Origin of the sequence: Halomonas sp. KAO (assembly GCF_015595025.1) — a bacterium.
Lineage (GTDB): Bacteria > Pseudomonadota > Gammaproteobacteria > Pseudomonadales > Halomonadaceae > Halomonas.
In genome coordinates this window covers 192787-212897 of the sequence record NZ_JADNRL010000025.1, presented here as the reverse complement: position 1 = coordinate 212897, position 20111 = coordinate 192787, and the positions used below count along the sequence as shown (strand labels likewise).

Here is a 20111-nt window from a genome sequence, read left to right as displayed (position 1 = left end):
TCCCCATCAATGGCAGTGGTGATGGTGATGACCACCGCCCTCGTCACTTTCCTTCGGCATCCCCGCCGGCTCGCCCCCGGGCGCGAGTCCCGGCGGCATCGAGCCCTCCTCGGCGGCCCCAAAGCGTCCGCGATGGCTCGACAGCACCACCACGCCGATCATGGTGGTCAGCAGCACGATGCCGGCGGACTCGAAGATCAGCATTGAATCGCCGAGCAGCTCGTTGCCCAGCGAGGTCACCGGGTCGAGATCCGCCGGCAAGGGGCTATCGGGAAACTCCGCCAGCAGCGCCACGGCGGCGAGCACCACGAAGCTCACCGCGCCGGCGACGATGGCAAACCGGTGCTGATGCACCATCATCATCGGATTGAGTCCCGCCGGGTTCATCATGAACATGACCATGAAGAGCGCCATGACCATCATCTCCACGGCCATCATGAAGAACATCGCCACGCCCAGGTACTGCGCCGCCAGCAGGATCATGATCAGGCCCACGGCGATGAACGACACCAGCAGAAAGAAGGAGGCGCGTACCATCGAATCGGTGCAGAACACCCGCCAGCCGGAGACCACCGCCAGAACGGACAGCAACACGAAAAACAGATCGACGATCAGCGGATAGTCCATCACCACAAGGCCTCCACGCCTGCCCAGATCAGATCAACGAAGGAGAGCGGCAGTAACACCACCCACATCAGGGTCACGCAGCGCTCGGGCTGTACACGAGGCACCAGCCGCCCGATCAACAGCAGCACGGCGAGCACCGCCAGCATCTTGAGCAGCATCCACACCGGGCCCGGCAGCCAGGGCCCCAGCCAGCCGCCGAGAAAGGCGCTGGCCGCCGCACCGCTGAAGGCCACCAGCATCGCCGAGCGGGCCAGGTTCCACACCAGCCGCGGCGGGCCGGAGATCGCCGACGCCGTGCCGCCGGCCAGGTCCCGGGAGTCGGCCAGATTGAGCGGCCCCCAGAAGGTCACACCCAGGCCGACGATCAGGAACAGCGGCAAACCCAGGGGCTGGCGAATCACATTCCACAGCTCCGCCTGGGAGGCCACCACCTGAGAAAATTGCAGCGACTCCGCCGGCAATGCCACGCCGATCAGCACGAACATGCTGATCAGGATGTAGGAGAGCCCCAGGGCCACGTAGCGGTAGGCGCCGATCAGCGAAAGCAGCGTGTTGGCGGACCAGCCATGCAGGAAGATCACCACCGTGGCCAGGGCCTCGATGCTGCCCCATAGCACCACGCCGGTGACGAGATCCGTGGGTATCAGCGTCGGCGAGAAGGGCACTACCGCCAGGCCGATCGCCGCCAGCGCCAGATAGAGCGCCGGCGCCAGGCGCCAGGCCCGCCAATCCGGCGCCTCGGTGGCGTTGGCCTGCTGGGTGAGCAGCCAGGCGCCCCGCGCCAAGGGAGCCATCCAGGCGTTTGCCGCCCGCGGCAGGCCCAAGGCGCCAGCGATCGCCTCGTCGATCACCGCCACCAGATAGGCCCCGACCACGAGAACGACCGTCACCAGAATCACCGGCAGAATAAGCTCGTTGACGATCATGCTCGACGCTCCTCGCAGGACTCGGCCCCGTTGCCAGACGCTTCGGTGGAGCCTTGCAACGTCTCTTGCGGCCATTCGGAAACCGCCGCCAGATCCAGGCTTGCCAGGGTGCTCAGCGCCTCGTCCCACTCCAGGCCGGGGAGCAGTTCATCGAGCAATCTGCTGGCATCCTCGGACCGGTGTTCGCCCCAGGGGCCGCATGGTGTCTCGACGCTACCGATCACCTCGGTATGTGCCCCCTCCCGCTCGGCCTGGTGCGCCAGCTGCAGGGACTGGTCGATTTCCGCCAGGGTCTGGCGCCAACGGGCGCCGGTGTCGCCGCCATCCTGCAGGATCGGCGTGAAGCCCAGCCGGCGATAGGCGGCGTCCCGGCCGCGCAGGTCCTCCTCGAGCCCCGCGGCCCGCGCCGCCACGCCACCCACCCGACGGGCCTGACCCTGTTCGAGCCGGCCCTGCCCCGTCGTCGTCAGGCGAAAGAAGCCGCTGCGCCCCAGTCGGCGTCGCAGCTTCGTCACGCGTTCCTGCTCTACGCGTGGCTCGAACGCCAGGCGCAAGGCCTGCAGCGCCAGGCGCTCGAGCCCGGCCAGGCGCAAGGCGACATGCAGGCGCTTCAGGTGGTGGCGCGCCCGGGCCCGCTCGAGTTCGGCGATGGGCACGGGCTCCTGCAAGGCGCGAAAGAAGACGCTCCCCAGCGCAGTGGGGTACGGTGCGTCCTGGGTCGTCCAGGCGTAAACGAGATCGCCCTGCAGGGTGACTTCGGCACTCAGCCCCGGCGGCAGCATGGGCAGGAAGGGCCCCAGGGTGACGGTGAGCGAGTCCAGCGTCAGGCCATCGCGAAGATCATCGGTCATGTTCATGACCATGGGCCGGCCGTAGGGCACGCCGCCCATCATGCCCTCGCCGCCGTGACCGTCGTCGCCCAGCCCTTCCCAGGGGTTGGGCGGCTCGTCCGGCAACAGGCGCGGGGAGCTGCCGCGCTGGCCCTGCATCAGCTCACGATGCAGGGTCGTCAGTGCCTCGGGCAGGGCGTCGAGCTCGTCGACCCGGGTGGCGCCGGCGAGCTCGATCAGGGGCTCGCTGCGATACCATAGCGTGGCGAAAGGGGCCGGCAGCTGGTCGTGCACTCGACGCAGGGCAGCGTGCCGATCCGGCGGCACGCCGCCCGCCACCAGCAGGAGGCTGGCATGGCGCGGCGAGTCGACCAGTTCGATCCCCGCCGTCAGGGCCAGACGATGCAGCGCCGGCTCGCCATGCATGCCCAGGGCGGGGAACACCGGCACCCTGGCCCGCGCCGCCAGGCGAGAGAGCCGGCTCACTGCCACTTGAACACCCCCTCGCGCCAGCCGTAGACGATGCCCACGGAGAGGATGGCCAGGAACATGCCCATCTCCATCACCGCCTTCATGCCCTGCTCGACGAACACCACCGCCCACGGATACATGAACATCATCTCCATCTCGAAGGCGATAAGCAGCAGCGTCATGGGGTAGTAGCGAACGTGGTAGCGGCTCCAGGCGTGGGTCTCGGGCAGCCCCCCGCCCAGAAAGGGCGCGCGCTGGGAGTAGGGCGGCATCGGTTGATGACGCCGCGGCAGCCACTGGACCAATAGCCCCAGGCCGGCAGCGATCAGCACGATGAAAAAGAGTGTGAGCAGCTCCATGCGTATCCCTCGCCTTGCCCGCCCGGCCTTGGTGACCGGTGCATTCCCGTCTTCTTCTCGGGCGATAAGTCTCTTATCGCAGACACCTACAAACTAGTTGACATCCTCCCCTACCTCAACGTCTTCTGGACATTGTGCCGCCCATGGCGGAAAGGAAGGGGATTCCCAGGTCGTTACCTTCCTGGTTCCTGCTTCACTGCCCGTTACCTTCGGTGATGACACCGCCGGTCTTACACAAGCTCCACAGGCTTAACCTCCCGTGTGCCCCACGTGTGCGAGAGATTGGCGACCGCCATGGAGGGACTGGCGGCATTTCCGGCCAACGACACCCTGCCAGGCATGATGATCATCGGCATGACGCTGGGCAGGGTCAGCATTCGCGAGCTGGATGGCCGCTTTACCGAAGCCTGCGTGGCGATCCGCGTGGCGATCCGTTGCGCGCTCTGGCCGCTGCTGGCGCTCGGCGCCGCGCCGCAGCTGATACCGCACTACCTCGGGCTGATGCTGCCACTGGTTGCCGGCTGAGCGGCGCTCTCCTCGCGACGGGCGTAGCGCTGGGCCAATACCGCGCAGACCATCAGCTGAATCTGGTGGAACAGCATCAACGGCAACAGCGCGGGGCCGATGGCGCCGCCGGTAAACAGCAGCTGGGCCATGGGCACGCCGGTGGCCATGCTCTTCTTGGAGCCGCAGAACACGATGGTGATCTCGTCCTCGCGGCTGAAGCCCAGGCGCCGCGCCAGCCAGGCAGTCAGCCACAACACCAGCGCCAGCAACGCGCAGCACGTAAGGGTCAGTGCCGCCAGCTCCCGGGCCGAGACGGTCTGCCATAGCCCGCCCACCACCGAGGCGCTGAAGGCGGTATAGACCACCAGCAGGATGGAGCTCTGGTCGACCCCTACCAGCCAGCCGCGGTTGCGGGCGATCCAGTCGCCGGTCCAGGGGCGCGACAGGTGGCCCAGCACGAAGGGCAGCAGCAGCTGCAGGCAGATCCTGCCCACCGCATCGAGGCTCACCGCGGCTTCGCCCACTCCCTCGGCGTCCAGCAGCAGGGTCAGCAGCAGCGGAGTCAGGCCGATGCCGATCAGGCTCGAGGCCGAGGCACTGCACACCGCCGCCGACACATTGCCTCGTGCGATGGAGGTAAAGGCGATCGCCGACTGCACCGTGCCCGGCAGCGCACATAGATAGAGCATGCCGATATACAGCGGCAGACCCAGCAGCGGCAACAGCAGCGGCTTGAGCGCCCAGCCGATCAGCGGGAACATCACGAAGGTACAGGCGAACACCAGCAGATGCAGTCGCCAGTGGGTAGCGCCGGCGATGATCGCCTGACGCGACAGCTTGGCGCCGTGCATGAAGAACAGCAGTGCGATGGCCAGCCGGGTCAACCAGACGAAGAACACCTCCCAAGCTCCCTGGGCCGGCAGCAAGGTGGCCACGGCCACCACCGCCATCAGCAGCAGGGTGAAGGTATCGAACAGGGTACGCAGTCGCGACAACATGGGGGCACCTCGAGTGACAGAAAGGCCATGACCGAAGGGATCGCCACAGACTATCCTGAACGGTCACGTCGTTTTCACGCCAACAAGACACCATGTATCGACAAACGGACACCCCACCCCCAGAACCGACGCGCCTCGGTGAGCTGAAGCGCCTGCCCCGTCCGCTCTACGGCCATCGCGAGACGCTACCCAACCGCGCCATCCCACGCCGCCATCGCCACCCCTGGGCCCAGCTCTCCTACGCCGCCCGGGGGGTGGTCGAAGTGGCCACCCCCGAGGCGCGCTTCATCGCCCCGCCCGACCGCGCGGTATGGATTCCCCCCGGCCGCCTCCACGGCGTACGCTGCTCCCGCGACAGCGAGATCCGCAGCCTCTATCTCGATCCGGTGGCCTGCGACCTGGAGTGGCCCGACTGCCATGTGCTGGAGGTACAGCCGCTGCTGCGCGAGCTGATTCGCGCCTTCGGCGAGCTGCCGGTGCTCTATGATCTGGAGGGCGCTGACAACCGGCTGGCCCAGGTGCTGCTGGATCGTCTACGGGCCGCCCCCCGAGTGCCGCTGATGCTGCCCTGGCCCCGCGACCCTCGACTGGCCCGGTTATGTCAGCGCATCCAGGCACGCCCCGACGCGCCCCACCGGCTCAGCGAGCACGCCCGTCGGCTGGGGGTGGCCGAGCGTACCCTGAGCCGCGCCTTTCGTGCCCAGACCGGACTCCGCTTTCGTCGCTGGCGCCAGCGCTGCCGGCTCTTCGCCGCCCTGCCCCGGCTGGAAGCCGGTGAGCGGGTCACCGACGTCGCCCTGGCCTGCGGCTACGAGAGCCTATCGGCGTTTATCGCCGCCTTTCGCGAGGAGTTCGGCAGAACCCCCGGGGAGCTGGTTCACCGGGCCCCTCTTTAGCGCGGGCCCTTCAATAACGCCGACCATTCAATAACGATAGTGGTCCGGCTTGAAGGGGCCATCCGCCGGCACGCCGGTGTACTCGACCTGGGCCTCGCTCATGCGGGTGATCACCCCACCGAAGCCCTCCACCATATAGCGGGCCACCTCCTCGTCGAGATGGCGTGGCAGCACGCTCACCCCGAGCGCCTCGCCCTTCTCCTCGGCCGGCAGCTCGGCGAACCGCCCCCGGTAGAGATGCAGCTGCGCCAGCACCTGGTTGGCGAAGGAGCCATCCATGACCCGGGAGGGGTGACCGGTGGCGTTGCCCAGGTTGACCAGGCGCCCCTCGGAGAGCAGGATCAGATAGTCGCGGCTGGCGGGATCGAAGTCGCCCGGCCTGCTGTCGCGGTAGACCTTGTGCACCTGGGGCTTCACCTCCTCCCAGTGCCAGTGGCGGCGCATGTAGCCGGTGTCGATCTCGCTGTCGAAGTGGCCGATATTGCACACCACTGCCCCGGGCTTGAGGGCCTGCAGCATAGCGGCATCACAGGCGGCGATATTGCCGGTGCAGGTCACCACCAGATCGATGCGACGCAGCAGCTCACGGTCGATGCTCTCCACGCCCCGGTTGATGCCACCGATGTAGGGAGAGACCACCTCGAAGCCGTCCATGCAGGCCTGCATCGCGCACAGCGGGTCGATCTCCGCAATCCTGACGATCATTCCCTCCTGACGGAGCGACGCCGCCGACCCCTTGCCCACATCGCCATAGCCCACCACCAGCGCCTGCTTGCCGGCCAGCAGGTGGTCGGTGGCGCGCTTGATGGCATCGCTGAGCGAGTGGCGGCAGCCATACTTGTTGTCGTTCTTCGACTTGGTCACGGCGTCATTGACGTTGATGGCCGGCACACGCAGGGTGCCGTCGCGCAGCATCTCCTGCAGCCGATGCACACCCGTGGTGGTCTCCTCGCTGATGCCATGAACGGCATCGAGAAGCTCCGGGCGCTTCTCGTGCAGCAGCAGGGTCAGGTCACCGCCGTCGTCGAGTACCAGATTGGGGGTCCAGCCGTCGGGGCCGGTGACGGTCTGCTCGATGCACCACCAGAACGCCTCTTCCGTCTCCCCCTTCCAGGCAAATACCGGGATGCCGGCGGCGGCGATGGCCGCCGCGGCGTGGTCCTGGGTGGAGAAGATGTTGCAGGAAGACCAGCGCACGCTGGCCCCGAGATCGATCAAGGTCTCGATCAGCACCGCGGTCTGGATGGTCATGTGAATGCAGCCGGCGATGCGGGCACCGGCCAGTGGCCGAGCATCGCGATACTGCTCACGGATCGTCATCAGCGCCGGCATTTCGGTCTCGGCGATGCGAATCTCGCGACGGCCCCAGTCGGCCAGGGCGAGATCGGCAACCTTGAAGTCCTGCTGGGCGGGAGTGGTCACGGCGGGCTGGTTCATGGGCGCACCTCGTCACGTGCTGAAAGCGTGACCTTCACTATAGGCGGCGATTCCGGCGGTCGACAATCAACGCTCGAACCCGGCGATCCCGAGCCCGCCCAGCCGCTCGGCCAGGCGCCGCACCTCCGGGTGGGCGAAGAACTCGCCAAGCTCCTCGGCGCGCCCCGGTCCTATGCCGGGCATGGCCCTCCAGTCGTCTTCGGCGTGACGCTCCAGGGTGTGCCAGTCGGCCGGCAGGGCGGCCTCGACTCCGGGCGGCGCTCCCAGCGCCTGCAACCAGCGCGCAAAGGGTGCCTCTCTTGCCGTCGCGAAGGTCGCCGCCAGGGAGCCTGCCCGAACCTCACCGATGCCACGGGCGCGGCGCAGCGCCTGTCGATCCAGCTCCAGCCAGTCGAGCAGTCCCTCGACCCGCCCCGCCTCGACCAGCGCCCTCCAGGTCCCCGGGCCGACGCCGGTCATGGCCAGCCCCTGATCGCCGGACAACCACTCCAGCCGCGCCAGGAACTGCTCCTCACAGCCCGGCACCAGGCGTAGACAGCTCAGGGTGTGGTAGCGAGCGGGGGCCGGCACCACCAGCGGGCGACGCTCGACAGCGCGCCAGGCCACGCCCTCCAGGCGCGGGATGGTCAATCCCGCCAGGGCAATGATGACGTGGTCCCCGGGGCGAATGTCCAGCGCCTGCCAGCGGGAGAGTGACCCCACGCTGACTCGCCGGATGGTGCGCCCCTCGAGCGTTACCGGGTGCAGGTGGAGCAGCGGGGTGATGCGCCCGGTGCGGCCGATGCGAAACTCCACCCCGCGCACCTCGCCCAGTGCCTCCCGGGACGGATGCTTCCAGGCCACCGCCCACTCCGGCGGCTCGGCCCGCCAGGCCTCGGCGGGTGGCCGCGAGGCCTGACGCAGCACCACCCCATCGGTGGCGAAGGGCAGCGGTCCCTGAAACCAGGCGCGGCGCCACTGCTTGACCGTGGCCAGATCCGCTACCGGATGGGTAAAGCGCAGCGTATCGACAAAGCCGAGCCTCGAGAGCCCCGCCAGGCGCTCGCCCATATCGGCCGGACCGTCGGGCCAGTCCCAGATAAACAGCCCGACCCGGTCCGCGTCGTCAGCGTTCAGCACCCTGCGCGCCATCAGGCCGCTGATCTCGGCACGCGCCCCGGCATCGCCGCGCTCGGCCTGCACATGCCCCTCCTGACGCAGGTAGAGCTCCCCCTGCAGCACGCCATCGAACGACCCGGGCAGCCGGGGTGGGACCGACGGCAGGCGCTGCACGCGCCCGATCCAGTCCTGCCCGGTCACGCCATCGCCGCGACTGATCGCGGCCACCAAACGGCCATCACGATAGACCAGGGTCACCGCCACCCCATCCACCTTGGGCTGAATCCAGGCGTCGGGGCGGCGCATCAACCAGCGCTCCACGGCATCGGCATCGGCGAGCTTGGCAAGACCGGTCTGGGGGACGGGGTGAACGCTTTCGCCCGCGGGATAACTCGGCGCTGCCATCGCGGGCAGCCGATCGGGAAAGCAGCGCCGCCAGACCTCGAGTCGCGCCCGGGCCTGATCGTAGATAGCGTCGCTCACCAGCGACTCGCCACGCCGGTAGTAGGCGTCGTCCCATTCGGCCAGGCGAGCCAGCAGGGTGGCGACGGAATCCGACGACGGCGATGACGGGCAGGAAGCAGAGGCAACCGGCACGGCCAGAACCAGAAGAAGAAGGACCGGCAAGCAGGTCAGGTGCAGTGAGTGCGAAAGGTGAGCAAGGTGCGAAAGGCGTAGAAGGTGCATGGGCGGCACCTCGGCGAGGGGTTTGCTCTTACCCTAGCAACGGGCCCCGCACGGCGCTGCCGGCGGGGCCCATTATCTCGCGCAGGCCTGAGCCTACTGCGTCATGCCTTCCTGGAGGCCGGCGGCCTGACGCAGGGCAGCGGCCCGGTCGACCTTCTCCCAGGGGAAGGCCGTGAAGGTCTCGGTGTGCTGCTGCCCATCGGTATCGATCCAGGTATAGGAGGTCTCGAAGGGCTCACGGCCGAAGTGACCGTAGGCCGCGGTCAGCCGATACATGGGGTGCAGCAGGTCGAGCATGCGGGTGATGGCGTTGGGTCGCAGGTCGAAGTGCTCGCGGACCAGCTCGATGATCCTCGCCTCATCCACCTTGCCGGTACCGAAGGTGTTGATGGCGACCGAGGTGGGCTCGGCCACGCCGATGGCGTAGGAGACCTGGATCTCGCACTTGTCTGCGAGTCCCGCGGCGACGATGTTCTTGGCCACGTAGCGACCGGCGTAGGCGGCGCTGCGATCCACCTTGGACGGATCCTTGCCGGAGAAGGCGCCACCACCGTGGCGGGCCGTGCCACCGTAGGTGTCGACGATGATCTTGCGGCCGGTCAGGCCACAGTCGCCCACCGGGCCGCCGATCACGAACTTGCCGGTCGGGTTGATATGGTACTTGGTCTGGTCGGAGAGCCACTCGGCAGGCACCACCTGCTCGATGATCTCGCGCCGCACCATCTTGCGCAGCTCCTGCTGGTCGATCTCAGGGTCATGCTGGGTGGAGAGCACGATGGCATCCACCGCGCAGGGCTTGCCCTCGGCATCGTAGCGGAAGGTGAGCTGGCTCTTGGCATCCGGGCGCAGCCAGGGCAGCAGGCCCTGCTTGCGCAGCTCCGCCTGGCGCTCCACCAGACGATGGGCGAAGTGGATCGGCGCCGGCATGAAGGAGTCGGTCTCGTTGGTGGCGTAACCGAACATCAAGCCCTGGTCGCCGGCGCCCTGGTCCTCGGGCTTGCTGCGGTCGACGCCCTGGGCGATATCCACGCTCTGCTTGCCGATCAAGTTGAGCACGCCACAGGTCAGGCCATCGAAGCCGACATCCGAGGAGGTATAGCCGATACCGGTAATCACCTCGCGCACTATCGCCTCGAGGTCGACCCAGGCGGAGGTGGTGATCTCGCCGGCGACGATCGCCACGCCGGTCTTGACCAGGGTCTCACAGGCCACCCGCGCCTGCTTGTCGCGGGCGATGATGGCGTCGAGAACGGCATCGGAGATCTGATCGGCGATCTTGTCCGGATGCCCCTCGGAGACGGATTCGGAGGTAAACAGGGAGTATTCGCTCATGGCGTCCTCGACCGTGGAGTCACGGATGTCACAACAAGTCACAAAAAACAGGCCGCGGTGGGCCTCATATTGGGGCCAAGAGTCTACACGCTGGCAGGTGGCGAGGCATCCACGATTTGAAGCGCGCCGTCAAGTCGGCGACAATACGCCACCGAATTCGACCGCGCCACGCCCCTCCCGCGTGGCGTCCGATCCAGCCAGACAGCCCGTCCCCGCCACCGTACGGCGTGGAACGCAGGCGAGGAGCTCTCCCATGCCGTCACGTTTCGAACTGGCCAACGCCATTCGCGCCCTCTCCATGGATGCCGTCCAGAAGGCCAACTCCGGCCACCCCGGCGCGCCCATGGGCATGGCCGACATCGCCGAGGTGCTGTGGAACGACTACCTCAAGCACAACCCGGCCGACCCGAAGTGGCCCGACCGCGACCGTTTCGTGCTCTCCAACGGTCACGGCTCCATGCTGCTCTACTCCCTGCTCCATCTCACCGGCTACGAGCTCGGTCTCGAGGAGCTGCAGAACTTCCGCCAGCTCCACGCCAAGACCGCCGGCCACCCCGAATACGGCTACGCCCCGGGGATCGAGACCACTACCGGACCGCTGGGCCAGGGCCTGGCCAACGCCGTGGGCATGGCACTCGCCGAGAAGACCCTGGCGGCCCAGTTCAACCGCCCCGGTCACGATATCGTCGACCACTACACCTATGTGTTCGTCGGCGACGGCTGCCTGATGGAGGGCGTCTCTCACGAGGCCTGCTCCCTGGCCGGCACCCAGCAGCTCGGCAAGCTGATCGCCCTCTATGACGACAACGGCATCTCCATCGATGGTGAGGTCGAGGAGTGGTTCACCGAGGACACCGCCAAGCGCTTCGAGGCCTATGGCTGGCACGTGGTGCCCAACGTCGACGGCCACAAGCCCGAGGAGATACAGGCCGCCATCGAGATGGCACGCAGCCAGGATGACAAGCCCAGCCTGATCATCTGCAAGACGATCATCGGCTTCGGCGCCCCCGGCAAGCAGGGTACCGCCGCCACCCATGGCGCCCCGCTCGGCGAGGACGAGGTGGCCGCCGCTCGTCAGCGGCTCGAATGGCCCCACGCGCCCTTCCATGTGCCCGAGGAGATCTATCGTGGCTGGGACGCCAGCGAGGCCGGCCAGACCCAGCAGGAGAAGTGGCAGGCCCGCTTCGAGCGCTACGCCCAGGCCCACCCGGAGCTGGCTCGCGAGTTTGCTCGCCGCATGGAGTGCAAGCTGCCCACCGCCTTCACCAGCGAAGCCATGGTGCAGCGTGCCCAGGAGAAGGGTGGGTCCATCGCCTCGCGCAAGGCCTCGCTCAACTGCCTCAACGAGCTGGGGCCGCAGCTGCCCGAGCTGCTCGGCGGCAGCGCCGACCTGGCCCCCTCGAACCTGACCTTCTGGGAGGGGGCGCAGGCGATCACCCCGCAGACCCCGGAGGGCAACTACCTCCACTACGGGGTCCGCGAGTTCGGCATGGGCGCGATCATGAACGGTATCGTCCTGCATGGCGGTTTTATCCCCTACGGCGCCACCTTCCTGATCTTCATGGAGTACATGCGCAACGCGGTGCGCATGGCGGCCCTGATGGGCAAGCGCGCCATCTACGTCTTCACCCATGACTCCATCGGCCTGGGCGAGGACGGTCCCACCCATCAGCCGGTGGAGCAGCTCACCAATCTGCGCACCACGCCCAACCTGGCCACCTGGCGCCCCTGCGACGCCACCGAGACCGCCGCCGCCTGGGATGCCGCCATCAAGCGCAACGCCGGCCCCACGGCGCTGGTGCTCTCCCGCCAGGGCCTGCCCCACCAGTCGCGCACCAAGCAGCAGCTGGCCAATATCCAGCGCGGCGGCTATGTGCTGAAAGAGAGCGAGCTCAAGGACTGCGACGGCACCCCCGACCTGATCCTGATCGCCACCGGCTCCGAGGTCGGCCTGGCCATGGACGCCGCCGCCGAGCTGGAGCAGGCCGGCCACGCCGTGCGCGTGGTCTCCATGCCCTCCACCTACCGCTTCGACGCCCAGGATGCCGAGTACCGCGAGAGCGTGCTGCCCAGGGCCGTGACCCGTCGCATCGCCATCGAGGCCGGCCATGCCGACTTCTGGTACAAGTATGTGGGCCTCGACGGTCGCGTGATCGGCATGCGCAGCTATGGCGAGTCCGCCCCGGCGGGCGAGCTGTTCAAGCACTTCGGCTTCACCGTGCAAAACGTGATCAATCAGGCCACCGAGCTGCTCGAGGGCACTGACGGCTGACCTCGACGCCAACGCGGCCCTAGCCTTCCGGCCTCCGCGAACAGGTCAGCCGGAGGGACAGGCAAGGCCGAGGCGACACCTGAAAGGGGCTGGCGATTGCCGAGCCCCTTTCTTGTGGAATCTTTCATGTGGAACCCTTGCGCGACAAGCGTCGCCAAGCCCGGCGATGCAACCTGCAACCGCCGGAGACGAAAGGAGAGCGATATGACAACTGATCGTTATCAAAAGGGCATGGACAAGCTGATGGAGCTGAGCATCCCCGACGAGAACAGCCCCACGGGCCATATGGAGATCGGCGAGAGCTTCAAGGATGTCGCCCCCGACCTGACCCGGATGGTGGTGGAGTTCGCCTTCGGCGATGTCTATGCCCGCCCGGGTCTCGACAACAAGCAGAAGGTATTGACGACCATCTCGGCGCTGGTTGCCCAGGGCACGCCCCAGATCGGCATGCATGTGGTAACCGGCCTGAACGTTGGCCTGACGCCCGACGAAATAGCCGGCTGCATCATTCACCTTATCCCCTATGTCGGCTTCCCGCGGGCCTTGAACGCCCTGCGAGTGGCACAGGAGGTCTTTGCCGAGCAGGGCGTTGCCGTCACACAACAGGAGTGACCATGGCCGCCACACTGCTGGAACGGTACCGTCCCATGGCACCCTAGGACCGGAGGCTGGCTTGACGACACTGCGTGGTTTCCTCTGGCTGATCGGCTTTCTGCTGGCCGGTGAGGCGCTGGTCCTCCTCACCGGCCTGCCGGTTTCCGCCGGCGTGATCGGCATGCTGCTGCTCACCGCCTGGCTAGCGCTCCACGGCGGCGGCTTCGACGATATCGCCGCCGCGGCCCGGCCGCTGATCGCCGCCCTGGCACTGCTGATCATGCCCGGCGTGGTCGGCATCTTCTTTATCCTCGACGAGCTCGCCGGCCAGCTCACCGCCATCCTGGTCGCCCTGCTGCTGGGCACCCTGCTCAGCGTCTTCACCACCCTGTGGCTGATGCGTCGACTGGTGGCCGATGCCAGCGCGGACAGCCGGGAGGCTCCCCATGAGTGATCTGATCGAGCAGCTGATGGCCAACCCCCTCGCCGCCGTGGCACTCACGCTCGCCGCCTACTTCACCGGCGACCGGCTGTTTCGTGCCCTGCGTGCCCCCGCCTGGTGCCCTCCGCTGCTGGTGGCCGCCCTGCTGCTGGCCACCGCGCTATGGTTGTTCGGCATCGACTATGCCGACTACCGTGCGGGAGCCGGCTGGATGACGCTGCTGCTGGGGCCGGCCACGGTGGCTCTGGGCCTGCCCCTCTACCAGCAGATGGGCAAGATCCGCGAGCTGTGGCGACCGCTGCTGCTCTGCCTGCCCATCGCCGCCACCATGGCTGCCCTCTACGCGGTAGGCATCGCCTGGGTGATGGGTGCCCCCTCCGAGATCCTCGCCTCCCTGGCCCCCAAGTCGGTCACCGCCCCCATCGCCATCGGCATCACCGAACGCCTGGGCGGCTCGGTGGCGCTGCTGATGGGCGGCCTGCTGGTCACCGGTGTGGCGGCGATCGGCTGCGTCAGCCTGGTGGCACGCTGGCTCGACATCCAGGACGAGCGCCTGCTCGGCCTGGCGCTGGGCATCAATGGCCATGCCCTGGGCACGGTCCGCGCCTTCGAGATCAGCCCCACCGCCGGTGCCTTCTCCTCGCTGGGCATGAGCCTCACCGGCATCCTCACCGCCCTGCTGCTGCCGCTGGCCTGGCGGCTGCCGGGACTCGTCGGCTGAAATACGCTAGAATCGCCGGTCTTCACTACCCGCTGGGGAGACGCTCGACGCCATGGCCTATCGCATCGCCATCAACGGTTACGGCCGCATCGGCCAGTGCGTGCTGCGCGCCCTTATCGAGCGTGCCGAGCCACAGCTCGAGGTGGTGGCCATCAACGAGCTGTCGGGGCTCGACACCATCGCCTACCTGACCCGCTACGACACCACCCATGGCCGCTTTCCGGCGCGGGTCGAGGTCGATGGCGACCACCTGATGATCGACGGCCGGGCGATTCGCGTGCTCTCCGAGCCGGACCCCCGCCGCCTGCCCTGGCAGGAGCTCAATATCGATCTGGTGCTGGAGTGTTCCGGCAGCTTCAAGGATCGCGCCACGGCCGAGTGCCACCTGAACGCCGGCGCCGGCCGCCTGCTGTTCTCCCAGCCGGCGGAGGCCGACGTCGACGCCACCATCGTCAGCGGCATCAACGACCACGAACTGGTCCCCGCCCGGCGTATCGTCTCGGCGGCCTCCTGCACCACCAACTGCCTGGTGCCGGTGCTCACCGTGCTCGACGAGGCACTCGGCATCGAACACGGCGTCACCACCACCATTCACTCGGCGATGAACGACCAGCCGGTGATCGACGCCTACCACCAGACCGACCTGCGCCTGACCCGCTCGGCGATGCACTCCATCGTGCCGGTGGACACCGGCCTGGCCCGTGGCATCAACCGCCTGATGCCTCATTTGGCCGGTCGCTTCGAGTGCCTGCATATGCGGGTGCCGACCATCAATGTCTCGGCCATGGACCTGTCCATCACGGTGCGCCAGGACACCAGCGCCAGCGAGGTGAACGACCTGCTCGCCGAGGCCAGTCGCGGACGCCTGGCCGGCCTGCTGGGCTACACCGAGGAACCCATGGCCTCGGTCGACTTCAACCACGACCCACGCTCCGGTATCGTGGACGCCACCCAGACCCGGGTGGCCGGCAGCCGCCTGATCAAGCTGCTGTGCTGGTTCGACAACGAGTGGGGGTTCGCCAACCGCATGCTCGATGTCACGCGGCGCCTGGCCGTCATGCCCCTCGACGCTCCCTGATCCCCTTACGGTTTCCCCAAGATGAGGAACACCCCCCGATGAACGTGCGCAAGATGACCGACCTCGACCTCAGCGGAAAGCGAGTGCTGATCCGCGAGGACCTCAACGTGCCCGTCAAGAACGGCAAGGTGACCAGCGATGCGCGCCTGCGTGCCGCCCTGCCCTCCATCCAGACCGCCCTGGATGGCGGCGCCCGGGTGCTGCTGATGAGCCACCTGGGCCGCCCCACCGAGGGCGAGCCCGCCGAGGAGTTCTCGCTGGCGCCGGTGGCCGACCACCTGGGCGAGCTGCTGGGCCGCCCGGTACGGCTGGTCAAGGAGTACCTGGACGGCGGGGTCGAGGTGACCGATGGCGAGGTGGTGCTGCTCGAGAACGTGCGCTTCAACCAGGGTGAGAAGAAGGACGACGAGGCGCTCGCCAAGCAGTACGCCGCCCTCTGCGATATCTACGTGATGGATGCCTTCGGCACCGCCCATCGCGCCCAGGCCTCCACCCATGGCGTGGCACGCTTCGCCTCGGTGGCCTGTGCCGGCCCGCTGCTGGCCGCCGAGCTGGATGCCCTGGAGAAGGCCCTGGCCACTCCGGCCCGCCCCATGGCCGCCATCGTCGGCGGCTCCAAGGTCTCCACCAAGCTGGAGGTGCTGACGGCGCTCTCCGAGAAGTGCGACCAGCTGATCGTCGGCGGCGGCATCGCCAACACCTTTATCGCCGCGGCCGGCCACAACGTGGGCAAGTCGCTGCACGAGGCCGACCTGATCGGCCAGGCCAGGGCACTGATGGACAAGGTGGAGATCCCGCTGCCAAGCGACGTGGTGGTGGCCACCGAGTTCTCCGACGCCGCCGAGGCCATCGTCAAGCCGGTGGACCGAGTCGCCGATGACGAGATGATCCTCGATATCGGTCCGGAGAGCGCCGCTCGCCTGGGGGCCATGCTCAAGGATGCCGGCACCATTCTGTGGAACGGCCCGGTCGGCGTCTTCGAGATCGACCAGTTCGGCAAGGGCACCGAGGTGATCTCCCGGGCCATCGCCGACAGCCCGGCCTTCTCCATCGCCGGCGGCGGCGATACCCTGGCGGCCATCGACAAGTATGGTATCGCCAATGCGGTCTCCTATATTTCCACCGGTGGCGGCGCCTTCCTCGAGTATGTCGAGGGCAAGACCCTGCCGGCGGTCGCCGCCCTGGAAGCCGCCGCGGCCCAGGCCTGATAGACTAGAGACTAGACGAATCCCGACACGACTCTCCACGCGGCGGCTGCCTCCGGGCGCCGCCGCCACCACGAACGACAGGTGAGAATATGGCACTGATCAGCATGCGCCAGCTGCTGGACCACGCCGCCGAACATGGCTACGGCGTGCCGGCCTTCAACGTCAACAACCTCGAGCAGATGCGCGCCATCATGGAAGCCGCCGACCGCACCGACTCCCCGGTGATCGTCCAGGCCTCTGCCGGTGCCCGCAAGTACGCCGGTGCCCCCTTCCTGCGCCACCTGATCCTGGCCGCGGTGGAGGAGTTTCCGCACATCCCGGTGGTGATGCACCAGGATCACGGCACCAGCCCCGGGGTATGCCAGCGCTCCATCCAGCTGGGCTTCTCCTCGGTGATGATGGACGGCTCCCTGGGCGAGGACGGCAAGACCCCGATGGACTACGACTACAACGTCGACGTCACCCGTCGCACCGTGGAGATGGCCCACGCCTGCGGGGTCTCCGTGGAGGGCGAGCTGGGCTGCCTGGGCAGCCTGGAAACCGGCATGGCCGGTGAGGAAGATGGCATCGGCGCCGAGGGCAAGCTGGACATGGATCAGCTGCTCACCGACCCGGAAGAGGCCGCCGACTTCGTCAAGGCCACCGGTGTGGACGCCCTGGCCATCGCCATCGGCACCAGCCACGGCGCCTACAAGTTCACTCGGCCGCCCACCGGCGACACCCTCTCCATCCAGCGCATCAAGGAGATCCACGCCCGCATCCCCGATACCCATCTGGTGATGCATGGCTCCTCCTCGGTGCCCCAGGAGTGGCTCGAGATCATCAACGCCCACGGCGGCGAGATCCCCGAGACCTACGGCGTGCCCGTCGAGGAGATCATCGAGGGCATCAGGCACGGGGTGCGCAAGGTCAATATCGATACCGACCTGCGCCTGGCCTCCACCGGCGCGGTGCGTCGCTTCCTGGCCGAGAACCCCAGCGAGTTCGACCCGCGCAAGTTCCTCAAGGAGACCGTCACCGCCATGCGCGATCTCTGCATCGATCGCTACGAGGCCTTCGGCACCGCCGGCAACGCTTCCAAGATCAAGCCGATCAACCTGGAGGCGATGTACGAGCGCTACGCAAGCGGCGAGCTGGACCCCAAGGTGCGCTAAGCACATCTCGCATGATTTACGGGCGGCCTCAGGGCCGCCCGTTTTGTATCTGCCCTGGTTGATGCTCCACTGCCCGGTGTGACTCGCAAGGGCACAGGCAGAACGCGAGGTGTTATACCTTCAGATACCAGATAATGGTCCCGCTTCGATATTCATCGATGACTGATTAATGGAACGGTGCAGCATGAAGAAACATATCCTGGTCCATGGCCGCCTGACGGACGCCCAGCTGGCACAGCTCGGCGAACGCTTCGAGGTTCAGGTCTGTCAGGGCGCCACCCCTGCCGAGGACCCCGACTTCCTCGCCGCCCTGCCCAGGGCCCATGGTCTGATCGGCAGCGGACTCGCAATCACCCCCGAGTGGCTCGATGCCGCCTCGAACCTGGAGGCGATCGCCACCATCTCCGTGGGCTACGACGGCATCCCGGTGGAGGAGCTGACACGGCGCGGCATCCTGCTCTGCAACACGCCCGATGTGCTTACCGAGACCACGGCAGATACCGGCTTCGCGCTGATACTCGCGGCATCTCGCCGTGTCGTCGAACTGGCCGACTTCGTCAGGCGCGGCGACTGGCAGGCCAGTATCGGCGAGGCACAGTTCGGTAGCGATGTGTACGGCAAGACGCTGGGCATGATCGGTTTCGGCCGCATCGGCGCCGCCATCGCGCGCCGCGGTGCCCTGGGGTTCGGCATGCGCGTGCTCTACTCCAACGCCTCCCCCAAGCCGGCCCTGGAGCAGGAGCTGGGGGCCGAGCGTCGTGAGATGGACGCGCTACTCGAAGAGGCGGATATCATTTGTGTGACCGTTCCCTTGACCGCCGAGACCGAACACCTAATCGGCGCTCGTGAATTCAGCCTGATGAAGCCCTCGGCGATCTTCGTCAATATTGCCCGCGGCCGAGTGGTGCGGGAGGCGGACCTGATCGCGGCGCTGGAGAAGGGCCAGGTGCGTGCCGCCGGGCTCGATGTCTTCGAGCAGGAGCCGCTCTCTCCCGAGTCCCCCCTGCCCCATATGCCCAACGTGGTCGCCCTGCCGCATATCGGCTCCGCGACTCGCGAGACCCGGGATGCCATGGCACAGCGTGCCGTGGACAACATCACCCGGGCCCTACAGGGACAGCGTCCCATCAGCCTGGTCAACGAGGAGGCCTGGAGGCCCTGAGCCTTCTAGAAGCAGGTCGCCACGGACTCCGTGACCGTCAATGTCTCGTCCACCAGCAGCAGGTGGCGCCACTTGTCGAAGGTCAGGCAGGGGTGGGAGGTGCCGAAGGCGATAACATCACCGACCGCGAGCTCGGCACTACCCATCTTGGAATCATGGGGGATCTCCAGGAAGAGATGCTGATCCATGATATGCGTGGCGCGCCAGCTACCGGGCGCAGTCACCGCCCCACTCCCCGTTGCGAGCGTGTCGCGAGGATAGTGCCGCAACGGCAGAGGCATGTCCGGCTCGTGACCGATATCACGCTTGCCCAGGCCCACGATGGCAAGTCCCGGCTCGGGCAGCGACTGCACATGGGCGAACACCTCCAGCGCCGGCTGCAGCTCGCCCTGGAGGTGCGGATCGCGCGCCTTCACCTCGGCCATGGCATCGGCATAGAGCCTGTGGTCATGCACCACATAGCACCCCGGCCGCAGCACCGGCGTGTAGTGCTCTCGCAACTCCGCCTCGTCGAAGGCCTGGGCAATCAGGTCAAACCATCGGGAGCCCGCCGCGGTGACGATAGGCGCCTCGCTCGCCAGCACCCCGCTGCCGTGCAGTACCTTGACGGTCTCGACCAGCCGCTCCCCATAGGCACGCACCGCCGCGACCTCGTCGCCGCCGGCGATCAGACCCTCATAGCCCTCTATACCGACCAGGCGCAGGGCCGGCTGCTCGGCGATCGCCGCTACCAGCTCCTCGACCTCGGCGGTATTGCGACAGCCACAGCGCCCGCCGGGAACACCGAGCTCGATCAGCACATTGAGGTGCAGTTCCCGATCGGCGAAGAAGCGTCCCAGCTGACCCACGTTGTCGCTGCTGTCCACCACGCAGTAAAACTCCGCCCCGGCCTGGATCAGCCCCGCCACCATGGCCATGTTGGCCTCCCCCACCAGCTGGTTGGCCATCAGCAGTCGCGTCACTCCATGGGCGAAGGCGGCGCGACACTGGGGCGCCGTGGCCAGGGTAATGCCCCAGGCGCCGGCCTCGAGCTGGCGCCGGAACAGCGTCGGGCTCATGGTGGTCTTGCCGTGGGGGGCCAGTCGGGCACCATGAGCCTCGGCGAAGCGCTGCATCCAGATCAGGTTATGGGTCAGGGGCGCCTCATGAATCACCGCCGCCGGTAGGCTGACACCTGTAAGCAGCGCCGAGCTGGTCTCGACGAGCCCCTTGTCGCAGTGCCGTTCCACTTCGCTCATTACAGACCCTCTCCTCGTGTCGGGGCGGCGATCATCACATGCCCCATGACCAATAGCGTAAACGGCCCCACCGT

General features: G+C 67.4%; 19 protein-coding genes. 10 read left to right on the top strand and 9 right to left on the bottom strand.

All coding sequences use genetic code 11. From position 1 onward, the window contains the following. Positions 1 to 6: 6 nt before the first annotated feature. Genes IOC61_RS13700 through IOC61_RS13685 form a run of 4 tightly spaced genes read right to left on the bottom strand, consistent with a single transcriptional unit; the run spans position 7 to position 3213 of the window. Positions 7 to 627 carry an NADH-quinone oxidoreductase subunit J gene (locus IOC61_RS13700; protein ID WP_195689333.1) on the bottom strand — a complete coding sequence of 207 codons (621 nt, stop codon included), beginning with the start codon at positions 625 to 627 and terminating at the stop codon, positions 7 to 9. Continuing rightward, entirely contained in the window at positions 627 to 1553 is a 927-nt protein-coding gene (locus IOC61_RS13695) for an NADH-quinone oxidoreductase subunit H (protein WP_195689300.1), read from the bottom strand. The genes IOC61_RS13700 and IOC61_RS13695 overlap by 1 nt, the downstream gene beginning before the upstream one ends. Continuing rightward, positions 1550 to 2875: a hypothetical protein gene (locus tag IOC61_RS17910; protein WP_311429959.1), complete on the bottom strand. Its 1326-nt coding sequence runs from the start codon at positions 2873 to 2875 to the stop codon at positions 1550 to 1552. Before IOC61_RS17910 ends, IOC61_RS13695 begins: the two co-directional genes overlap by 4 nt. Next, complete coding sequence (locus tag IOC61_RS13685; protein ID WP_195689298.1) at positions 2866 to 3213, bottom strand: NADH-quinone oxidoreductase subunit A; 348 nt, start codon at positions 3211 to 3213, stop codon at positions 2866 to 2868. Before IOC61_RS13685 ends, IOC61_RS17910 begins: the two co-directional genes overlap by 10 nt. A 294-nt stretch (positions 3214 to 3507) precedes the next feature. Between IOC61_RS13685 and IOC61_RS13680 the strand changes: the two genes are divergently transcribed. Then, positions 3508 to 3738 carry a hypothetical protein gene (locus IOC61_RS13680; protein ID WP_195689297.1) on the top strand — a complete coding sequence of 77 codons (231 nt, stop codon included), beginning with the start codon at positions 3508 to 3510 and terminating at the stop codon, positions 3736 to 3738. Here the strand turns inward: IOC61_RS13680 and IOC61_RS13675 are convergent. Then, complete coding sequence (locus tag IOC61_RS13675; protein WP_195689296.1) at positions 3702 to 4718, bottom strand: bile acid:sodium symporter family protein; 1017 nt, start codon at positions 4716 to 4718, stop codon at positions 3702 to 3704. The genes IOC61_RS13680 and IOC61_RS13675 overlap by 37 nt on opposite strands. Before the next feature lie 92 nt (positions 4719 to 4810). On the opposite strand from IOC61_RS13675, the gene IOC61_RS13670 reads away from it, so the two are divergent. Next, positions 4811 to 5614, top strand: a complete 804-nt coding sequence (locus IOC61_RS13670; protein ID WP_195689295.1) for an AraC family transcriptional regulator — start codon at positions 4811 to 4813, stop codon at positions 5612 to 5614. Between the two features lie 27 nt (positions 5615 to 5641). On the opposite strand, the gene ahcY is transcribed toward IOC61_RS13670, so the two are convergent. The 3 genes from ahcY to metK all read right to left on the bottom strand — a co-directional run bounded on the left by ahcY (position 5642) and on the right by metK (position 10168). Continuing rightward, positions 5642 to 7051 (bottom strand): adenosylhomocysteinase, encoded by a 1410-nt coding sequence (gene ahcY, locus IOC61_RS13665; RefSeq protein WP_195689294.1) that lies wholly within the window; start codon positions 7049 to 7051, stop codon positions 5642 to 5644. Positions 7052 to 7117: 66 nt separating this feature from the next. After that, entirely contained in the window at positions 7118 to 8836 is a 1719-nt protein-coding gene (gene ligB, locus IOC61_RS13660; protein ID WP_195689293.1) for an NAD-dependent DNA ligase LigB, read from the bottom strand. 93 nt (positions 8837 to 8929) lie between these two features. Beyond that, complete coding sequence (gene metK / locus IOC61_RS13655; protein ID WP_195689292.1) at positions 8930 to 10168, bottom strand: methionine adenosyltransferase; 1239 nt, start codon at positions 10166 to 10168, stop codon at positions 8930 to 8932. Between the two features lie 253 nt (positions 10169 to 10421). On the opposite strand from metK, the gene tkt reads away from it, so the two are divergent. The 8 genes from tkt (at position 10422) to IOC61_RS13615 (ending at position 18799) form a co-directional block, all read left to right on the top strand. Beyond that, entirely contained in the window at positions 10422 to 12440 is a 2019-nt protein-coding gene (gene tkt / locus IOC61_RS13650; protein ID WP_195689291.1) for a transketolase, read from the top strand. 204 nt (positions 12441 to 12644) lie between these two features. Further along, a complete protein-coding gene (locus IOC61_RS13645; protein ID WP_195689290.1) occupies positions 12645 to 13052 on the top strand; it encodes a carboxymuconolactone decarboxylase family protein in 408 nt (135 codons plus the stop codon). 61 nt (positions 13053 to 13113) lie between these two features. Beyond that, on the top strand, positions 13114 to 13488 hold the full coding sequence (locus IOC61_RS13640; protein WP_195689289.1) for a CidA/LrgA family protein: 375 nt from the start codon (positions 13114 to 13116) through the stop codon (positions 13486 to 13488). Continuing rightward, positions 13481 to 14197, top strand: a complete 717-nt coding sequence (locus IOC61_RS13635; RefSeq protein WP_195689288.1) for an LrgB family protein — start codon at positions 13481 to 13483, stop codon at positions 14195 to 14197. Before IOC61_RS13640 ends, IOC61_RS13635 begins: the two co-directional genes overlap by 8 nt. A gap of 52 nt (positions 14198 to 14249) precedes the next feature. After that, positions 14250 to 15275, top strand: a complete 1026-nt coding sequence (locus IOC61_RS13630; RefSeq protein ID WP_195689287.1) for a type I glyceraldehyde-3-phosphate dehydrogenase — start codon at positions 14250 to 14252, stop codon at positions 15273 to 15275. A gap of 38 nt (positions 15276 to 15313) precedes the next feature. Further along, complete coding sequence (locus tag IOC61_RS13625; protein ID WP_195689286.1) at positions 15314 to 16483, top strand: phosphoglycerate kinase; 1170 nt, start codon at positions 15314 to 15316, stop codon at positions 16481 to 16483. An 89-nt stretch (positions 16484 to 16572) separates the two neighbouring features. Next, entirely contained in the window at positions 16573 to 17637 is a 1065-nt protein-coding gene (gene fba, locus IOC61_RS13620; RefSeq protein WP_195689285.1) for a class II fructose-bisphosphate aldolase, read from the top strand. Positions 17638 to 17821: 184 nt separating this feature from the next. Further along, the gene (locus IOC61_RS13615) at positions 17822 to 18799 is read left to right on the top strand and encodes a 2-hydroxyacid dehydrogenase (RefSeq protein ID WP_195689284.1); all 978 of its coding nucleotides are present in this window, start codon (positions 17822 to 17824) and stop codon (positions 18797 to 18799) included. A gap of 5 nt (positions 18800 to 18804) precedes the next feature. Here IOC61_RS13615 and IOC61_RS13610 read toward each other — a convergent pair whose 3' ends face one another. Continuing rightward, complete coding sequence (locus IOC61_RS13610; RefSeq protein WP_195689283.1) at positions 18805 to 20037, bottom strand: amino acid deaminase; 1233 nt, start codon at positions 20035 to 20037, stop codon at positions 18805 to 18807. Positions 20038 to 20111: the final 74 nt, after the last annotated feature.